The organism is Actinospica durhamensis (genome assembly GCF_018139695.1).
In the GTDB taxonomy this organism is placed as follows: domain Bacteria; phylum Actinomycetota; class Actinomycetes; order Streptomycetales; family Catenulisporaceae; genus Actinospica; species Actinospica durhamensis.
Window position 1 is genome coordinate 1 of record NZ_JAGSOG010000343.1, and the last position, 7,931, is coordinate 7,931.

Annotated in this window: 5 protein-coding genes and 1 riboswitch; of the genes, 1 reads left to right on the forward strand and 4 read right to left on the reverse strand. The window is 70.5% G+C overall.

The genetic code is table 11. The annotated features are described in order from the left end of the window. Nucleotides 1–35 precede the first annotated feature (35 nt). From KDL01_RS36760 to KDL01_RS36770, 3 genes are all read right to left on the reverse strand, one after another. Nucleotides 36–890, reverse strand: coding sequence for an N-acyl homoserine lactonase family protein (locus tag KDL01_RS36760; RefSeq protein WP_212533331.1), 855 nt, complete (start codon nucleotides 888–890; stop codon nucleotides 36–38). A 49-nt stretch (nucleotides 891–939) separates the two neighbouring features. After that, a riboswitch (guanidine-I (ykkC/yxkD leader) is annotated at nucleotides 940–1,071 on the reverse strand. 129 nt (nucleotides 1,072–1,200) lie between these two features. Beyond that, nucleotides 1,201–2,505, reverse strand: a complete 1,305-nt coding sequence (locus tag KDL01_RS36765) for an MFS transporter (RefSeq protein WP_212533332.1) — start codon at nucleotides 2,503–2,505, stop codon at nucleotides 1,201–1,203. 135 nt (nucleotides 2,506–2,640) lie between these two features. Then, entirely contained in the window at nucleotides 2,641–4,386 is a 1,746-nt protein-coding gene (locus tag KDL01_RS36770) for an FAD-binding oxidoreductase (RefSeq protein ID WP_212533333.1), read from the reverse strand. A gap of 149 nt (nucleotides 4,387–4,535) precedes the next feature. Here KDL01_RS36770 and KDL01_RS36775 point away from each other — a divergent pair, with 149 nt between their 5' ends. Next, nucleotides 4,536–5,255 (forward strand): class I SAM-dependent methyltransferase, encoded by a 720-nt coding sequence (locus KDL01_RS36775; RefSeq protein ID WP_212533334.1) that lies wholly within the window; start codon nucleotides 4,536–4,538, stop codon nucleotides 5,253–5,255. Between the two features lie 311 nt (nucleotides 5,256–5,566). On the opposite strand, the gene KDL01_RS36780 is transcribed toward KDL01_RS36775, so the two are convergent. Continuing rightward, a partial coding sequence (locus KDL01_RS36780; RefSeq protein ID WP_212533335.1) for a tetratricopeptide repeat protein occupies nucleotides 5,567–7,931 on the reverse strand: 2,365 nt, incomplete at its 5' end.

Below are 7,931 nucleotides of genomic sequence, written 5' to 3' on the forward strand. Positions count from 1 at the left end.
GGGTACCGGTCGGGGACTCGCTGGGCTGGGTCATGTCACATGCCTTTGCTGAGGGAGGGCGCCGCGCTCGGCGAGTGGTGCCCGGTGAATCGGGCGTGGAACTCGGAGGTCAGCGCCGGCCACACCACCGGGTCGTGGCCGGGGACCAGGCGGTATCCGCGCTCTGCGGCGATGCGCTTGAGCTTGCGGATCTGCTCGACGGTCTGCGCCGGGTCGACGCCGACCGTGGCGCCGATCGGGAGTTCGTGTTCGATGTTCTCGGTGAGGTCCGCGGCGTCGAAGGCGAACACGAACCCGCCGCCGCCGACCGAGTCGTCGAGGTCGACCACGAAGCTCTGGTGGCCGGGAGTGTGGCCCGCGGTCAGCACCGCGGTGACACCGGGGGCGATCTCGGTGTCGCCCTCGGCCACGTCCCAGATCATGGCCGGGTCGTCGAAGTCGATCCGGTTGACCGCGTTGCGTTCGGGGATCGGGTGCGGCGAGAACCCGAAGTCGAGCTCGGCCCGCTGGACGTGCACCGGGACTCGTCCGGCGAAGTGCTTGAGGCCGCCGGCGTGGTCGTGGTGCAGGTGGCTCATGCCGACCGCGTAGATGCGGTCCATCGCGACGCCCGCCTGCTCCAGGGCTTCTTCCAGCGGCTCGCCGGGACCGGGCAGGATCGGGCGGTAGGCGGGGTCGCCGAAGAAGCGCCGACGCAGCGCCGCATCGTGGATCAGGGCGGTGTTGAATCCGGTGTCGAGCAGCAACCAGCCGCCGTCGCACTCGAGCAGCACTCCGGGAGTCGGTTCGCGCAGGCGCTGCTCGGGCGCGGCGCCGTGGACGGAGATCGCCTTGGGCAGGTCTTCCCAGCCCAGCGTGAGCAGGATGATGCGGCGTACGCCGTTCTTCACGGCAGGCTCCCTGGTCGGCGGCTGCCGAGGAGGCAGCCGGGCGCGGCTTGCCTCCCGGGTTTTTATCCCGCCGTGGAACGCAGGGTTCGCAGCCCTCCGCCTCGCCTCTCGGTCCAGACCCACCGCCGCATCAGTACGTGAGTATCTGTGCCGCGATGACGGAACCCTAGGCGCGCCTCACCGTGTGAGTCGATGCCAGCAAAGTACGCCCAGATCACAAGTGGTGAATCGGAGGATGAAGAACACGTTACCGGCGCCGCCCGGACCCGACCGCCGCCCGGTACCGTGACGGCGCGCGCTCTCTGCCCGTCTACTCGCTCGGCCGCGGCAGGTAGCGCGGCCTGGTCCGCTCGGCCCAGTGCGTCACCGGAATCGTGGCCAGGCCGAGGACGAGGAAGAAGCCGCCGAGCGCGAACCAGCCGACCTGGCCGCCGTCGACGCAGATCAGGGTGAGGATCGCCGGGGCCAGCGAGGTGCCGAGCAGGCTCGACCACAGCCCCTGCATACCCTGGTACTGGCTCTGCGCGTGCTCCGGCGCGAGATCGTAGCCGAGGGTGAACGATCCGGAAGCGTGCCACAGCTCGCCGGTGGTGTGCGCCACGCACCCGGCCGCGAGCAGGAGCACCGCGGCCCAGCCGGGCACGTCCGGCATCAGCCCCAGCAGCGGGCAGCTGATCAGGAAGAAGCAGCCCGCGTTGCGGAACGCCCGGGCGCCCTGCGCAATCGTGGTGACGCCGGCGCCGACCCGCACCTGGAAGAACACGCATATGAGCGTGTTGATCAGCAGGCAGAGGGCGACCGACCAGCGCGGCGCGTGGGTGTGCGAGACGATCCACAGCGGCAGCGGGATCAGCAGCACCTGGTACTGCAGGGTCATCAGGCCGTTGGCGATGGCCCAGGCGTTGAACGGCACGTCCCGCGCCGCGCTCCAGCGCCGTTCCCTGGCCGGGCGCGGCAGCGGCTCGAGATGCGGCAGCCGGCGCAGCATCGCCGCGCTGATCAGGAAGGTCACCGCGTTGCCGAGGATCAGCAGCTCGTAGGCGAGCCGGGTGTCGACCTCGATGGCGCAGGCCGCGACCAGGGTCCCGATCGCGATCCCGGCGTTGGTGGTCGCGCGCAGCCTCGAGCGGAACGCGGCCGCGCCCTCGCCGCCGATCCGCCGGGCCAGCCCGCCGCGCACCGCGTTCGAGGCGCCGTTGGCCAGCAGGTCGAGCGCCGCGACGAGGACGAGGCCGGCGAAGTCGTGGATCAGTACGTAGCTCGCCATGGTGACGCTCATCAGGACCAGCAGCGCGAGCTGGACCTCGCGCGGGCCGCGCCGGTCCGCGAGGTCGCCGATGAACACCGCCGCGGACACGCCGACCACCCCGGCGACGGTCAGGCCGAGCCCGGCCCGGGCGGCGCTGAGGTGCACGACGCGGGTGAAGTAAAGGATCGACGACGTCATGAACATGCCGTTGCCGATGGTGTTCACGAACGTGGAGGTCATCAGGACGCGCTGGGAGCCCGGCCCCGGCCCGGACAGCCGGTCCGCGACGGCGCGCAGGCCGCGGGGAGAGGCGTCGACGGCCGGAGCAAGGTGCGGGGAATCGGTGTCAGCCGTCGCGAATGCCATGGCCCTGACCGTAATGTAAGAGTCACGTGGCCATCAAGTGAGTTACCGGATCTTCGTCGAGGTCGCGGCACCGGTATCGAGGACACCGGTGCCGCGACCTCGACGCGACCGACGCCGGGCCGGAGCGAGCCCCGACTACGGAATGATCGACTGTGCGTGGTGGAACACGTTGCGCGGATCCCACAGCCGCTTGGTCTGCTGCAGCCGGGCGTAGTTCTGCTTGTAGTACAGCCGCGGGTACTTCGGTGCCCGCTCCGTCGCGACCCCGAGGTCGATGTCGGGGTAGTTGACGTAGCAGCCGTCCGTGGTGCGGTCGTGCCTCGCGTCGGAGATCTCGGGCACGCCGCCGGTCTTGCGGTAGACGTCCTCGTAGAAGGCCCGCATGAACTTCAGATGCGCCTCGTCCTGGGCGGGCATCGTCCAGTACGTCTGGTACTGCAGCTTCATGATCGAGTCGCGCTGCGGAACGGCGGTCTCCGTCGGGGCGACGGCGTTGGTGCGGCAGCCGTAAGAGTCGACCTGGCACAGCGTCTGGGTCAGGTCCACGCCCTCGACGTCCTTGGTCAGCCAGTGCCACAGTGCGGCGATCTGCTGGTCCGTGAAGGGCTTGCGGTGGTAGGCGGACTTGTACTTGCCGCGCTGGTTGGGGCCCGAGCCGTTGACCGTCATCGTCTCCTGGAACCACGGCATCTGACGACGCTTCTCCACCACGGATACCGCGGATACCGGGGACAGCGCGGACATCTGGGGCTGGAACTGCGCGCCGGCGGAGGCCGCGAGGTCGGTGAGCACGATCGGCTCGGTGCTCAGACCCTCCTGGATCGCGGCCAGGTACTCGTCCAGCGGCCCGGTCTCGTCGCGCATCCAGTGGCTGCCGAGCGCGAGGTTGCCGTTGGTCTTGTGGGTGAGCTTCAGGATGCTGAACAGGTCCTGGTAGACGCTCTCGTCCGGGCCGCTGTGCCGGGCGAAGAACTCGCCGAAGTTCTTCAGCAGCCGGGCGAAGTCCCCGGGCTTCTTCAGGATCTCGGCCCACGGCCAGGCGATGGAACTGAGCCACACCCGGGCCGGCGGCGTCGGCAGCGCCCCGGTGAAGTAGTAGCGCAGCACCATGCCGAAGTTCCCGCCACCGCCGCCGGTGTGCGCCCAGAACAGCTGCCCGGTGTCCGACATGGGCGGATCCGAGCGGTGCGCGCAGGTGACCTCGACCTCCCCGCCGCGCACGGTGACGACGTCCACCTGGACGAGGTGGTCGACGATCAGCCCGTTGCGACGGGAGAGCACGCCGTACCCGCCGCCGCAGATGTGCCCGCCGACGCCCACCGAGTAGCAGGACCCGCCGGGAGCCGTCACGCCGTACCTGCGGAACAGCTGGCAGTACATGTCCCAGTTGGTCGAGCCGGACTCGACGCAGTACGCGGGCCGGCCGTACTTGTCCTCGGTGCGGTGGATGCCCTTCATGGTGCTCACGTCGAGGATGGCGCCGCCGGTGTTCTCGACGAAGTCCTCGTAGCAGTGCCCGCCACCGCGGATGGTGGGGCGCAGATCATGCTTGAGCGCCTCGCGCACGGCGGCGACCGCGCTGTCGTCGTCGGTGATCAGCTGGATGTAGCGCGGCTCGCTGGTGAAGCGCTGGTTGAAGCCCTGGCTCAGGGTCTGGTAGCGCCCGTCGTCCGGCAGCACCCGCAGCCCGTCGAATCCGCTTGCGTATTCCGCGTCCGCGAGCGGGCCGGCCTGGCCCGGCACGACGGCGGGCGGCGCGGCGGCGGCCGGCTGGGCGTCGGCCGCCGCGGGCGGGGCCGCGACACCGCCGAGCGCCGCCCCGGCGGCCACCGAACCGGCCGCGCTGCGTAACAGCCCACGACGAGAAACCTGGAGACCCATCTCTACCGCCTTCGCCAGCTTACTTCACGATTCACCACATATCAGACATTCGCGCGACGACGGTAGCAGGCGGTACGCCGGATCGCGCACTGACACTCCGCCCCGCACCCAGACAGGCCCGGTCGGAACCGACGACGTACCCTTAATCCATGTTCTCGCCTCAAGGCCCGTCACTGCGTGAACTGATGATCCAGGCGATGTCCTCGGTCGAAGGCGGATACGACCTGCTTGCGCCGAAGTTCGACCGCACTCCTTTTCGCACGCCCGACGACGTGCTCGACGCGTGTGCCGACGCCTTGCGGCCGCTCGGCCCGTTCGACCGGGGACTGGACGTGTGCTGCGGCACCGGCGCGGGTCTGGGCGTGCTCGAGTCGCTGTGCGCGGGGCGGGTCACGGGCGTGGACTTCAGCGGCGGCATGCTCGCGCAGGCGCGCGACGCGTACCGGGACGCAGAGTACGTCCGTGCCGATGCCCGCGCCCTACCCCTGGCCGAAGCCTTCGATCTGGCGGTCACCTTCGGGGCGCTCGGGCACTTCCTGCCCGCCGAGCGGCCCGCGATGTTCGCCGGCGTGCACCGCGCGCTGCGGCCCGGCGGGCTGTTCGCCTTCCCGATCAGTGCGCCGCCCCCGGTCACCTCCTCCGCGTATTGGGCGGCGTCCGGGTTCGACCTGGCGATGCGCGTGCGCAACGCGCTCTGGCGCCCCCCGTTCGTCATGTACTACCGCACCGTCTCGCTGGACGCGCTGCGCGCCGACCTGACCGCAGCCGGTTTCACCGTCTCGACCGTCCCCCTCAGCTCCCTGGGACGACGCGCCGACTCGAGCCCGCACTTCGGGCTCGTCCTCGCACGTAAAAGCGACGCGCGCTGATCTTCGGCGCGACGGGGTTCCGGGGCTTCGGTGCTCCGGCGCTTCGGGGCTCCGGGCGGGGCACGCCGCTGTTCCGGCCGGAGCGTGTGCGTCACGGCTCGAGGTCGACCACGCCTCGGCCGCTGCGGATATCGAAGGGCACCCATCGAGACGTGAACACCCGCGCCCAGTTCTCCAGCTTCGCCTCGAGCCCGACGTGCTGCAATAAGACGACGTGGCCACCCGATGTGTGACACGCGCGCGGCCGGGCCAGCACGGCAGCGGATGAGGCCGGTTCGCTGGGCTACGGCCGGTCAGTCTGATGTTCAGAACTACGTAGCCGCCGAACCGGTGCTCTCGTCGACGCGGGCCTGGACGCGCTCGATGTCCGCGCGCATGCCGAGGCGCGAGTAGATCTCCAATGCCTGGTTCAGATACGTCGCGCCCTGGACGGTATCGCCCGTGGCCGAGTAGTGCTCGGCGATTCCCTCGAGGGACACGGCCTCGTCGTCGGGCTTGCTCAGCTCGCGGTTCATGGCCAGGGCCTGCTGGTAGAGATCGAGGGCGCGCGGGCGGTCACCGCTCGCGGCGACGGCGGCGGCGTAGTGGTTGAGCGCCCACGCCTCGTTGCCCTGATCCCCGATCTCGCGATAGATCTCCAGAGCGTGAACGAGGGTTTCGCTCGCCCCGGGATTGTCCCCGATCGCAGATCGCACACTCCCCAGATCCGTCAGCGCGTTGGCCTCGCCGAGGCGATCGCCCACCGTACGGAAGATCTCCAGGGCTCCGGTGTGGGCCTCGTCGGCCCCGGCATAGTCCTGCGTTCTCTCCCGCAGGCGCCCCGCCTCGCTCAGCACGTAGGCCTCACCGAGCTGGAACCCGATAGCACGGCAGATCTCCAGCGCCTCGATGAAGGCCTCGCCGGCCCCCGGGTAGTCGCCGGTACTCATCCGCGCACGCCCCAGGCCGTTCAGTGCGGTGGCTTCGCCGAGTCGGTTGCCGATCACCCGAAAGATCTCCAGCGCGCCGGTCAGTGCGTCGCCGGCCCCGGGATAGTCCCCGCCCAGCGAGCGCACTTGCCCCAGGTTGTTCAGGGCATTGGCCTGGCCGAGGCGGTTGCCGAGTACTCGGAAGATCTCCAGCGCCCTGGTCAGTGCCTCGTCGGCCGCGGGATAGTCCCCGGACACATGCCGCACGCGGCCGAGCTCGGCCAGCGCGTTGGCCTGGCCGAGAGGGTTGTCGAGCACGCGGAAGATCTCCAGGGCCCGGGTCAGCGCGTCGTCGGCCGCGGAGTAGTCCCCGGTCACGTACCTCACGCGGCCGAGCTCGGTCAGGGAGTTGGCTTGGCCGAGAGCGTCTTCGTGCACACGATAGCTCTCAAGGGCGCTGGCCAGCGCGTCGTCTGCCCCGGCATAGTCCCCGGTCGTGTACCTCACGCGCCCCAGATCGGTCAGTGCATTGGCATGGTCGGCGGGGTGGCCCGCGTTTTCGGCGCTGTCGGCCGCGGCCTGGTGGACCTCGAAGGCGCGAGTCCAGGGGCCGTCGGTGAGCAGGATTTCGGCCAGGCCCGCGCCTAGGGCGATGGCGTGTCCGACGAGACCGTGAGTGTGGGCGTGGGTGAAGGCGGCGTCGAGATCGGGGTGCTCGATGCGCAACCAGGCGTGGGCGGCGTCCGGGTCGGCGAAGGTGGGGGCGAAAGCGGGAGCCGGACTGACGGGTGCGGGCCTCGGGAAGCGGGCGATGGGCTGGGAGGCCCTCTGCGCGGTGTGGGCGTAGTAGTGCAGCAGCCGGTCGAGGGCGGCCTCGCGCTCGGGTTCGGGATCCAGCGCCGTGGCCAAGGTGCGGGCGTGGGCGCGGATCAGGTCGTGGGGACGGTAGCGGCCCCGGGAAACGCCGGTCAGCAGACTGTGATCGGCCAGCCGCTGCAACAGCCCGTCGGCAGTCCCAGGGTCGCTGTCCAGGAGCGCGGCCGCGGCGTACGCGTCGAGCTCGGGACCGGGCAGCAGGCCGATGAGGCGGAAAAGCCTTTGCAGGTCCCCGGAAAGCTGCTGGTAGGAGAGCTCGAATACGGCCGGCACACTGCGGGTCCCATCGGTGAACCCGGCCAGTTCCTGCCCCGGCCGGCGGACCGTGAGCCGCTCGATCAGCACGCTGAGGTTCCAGGCTTCACCGCCCGTACGCACCAGCGCTCCGGCGATCAGCAACGCGAGCGGCAGGCGCCCGCACAGTGCGGCGGCCTGCTCCAGCAGCGCCTCGTTTCCCGGCTCCTCGCCGAGGCGGGCGGCTCTGCGCAACAGCGTCACCGCCTCACCCGGCGGCAGTACGTCCAAAGGCAGGGGCAGGGCGTCGTCCAGGGCCTTGAGCCGCTTGCGACTGGTGACCAGCACCAGACAAGTCGCGCAGGCGGGCAGCAGCGGGGTGACCTGCGCCTCGTCCACGGCGTTGTCCAGCACGATCAGGGTGCGGGTGTCGGCGAGCCGGTCGCGGTAGAACGCGGCACGCGCGCCGAGCTCCGCGGGTATCTGCTGGGGCGGCACGCCGAGGGCGGAGAGCAGGGCGGCAAGGGCGTCGCCCGGTTCCCGGGGCGCGGTGCCCTGGGTGAAGCCGTACAGGTCCAGGAACAGCTGCCCGTCCGGGAAACGCGGGGCCAGGCGGTGCGCGGCACGCACGGCCAGGGCGGTCTTGCCCACCCCGCCC

Bases quoted from the DNA above. Each gene is read 5' to 3' on its own strand.
- KDL01_RS36765 (WP_212533332.1), bottom strand. From the start codon at position 2,505: ATGGCATTCGCGACGGCTGACACCGATTCCCCGCACCTTGCTCCGGCC.
- KDL01_RS36770 (WP_212533333.1), bottom strand. From the start codon at position 4,386: ATGGGTCTCCAGGTTTCTCGTCGTGGGCTGTTACGCAGCGCGGCCGGT.
- KDL01_RS36775 (WP_212533334.1), top strand. From the start codon at position 4,536: ATGTTCTCGCCTCAAGGCCCGTCACTGCGTGAACTGATGATCCAGGCG.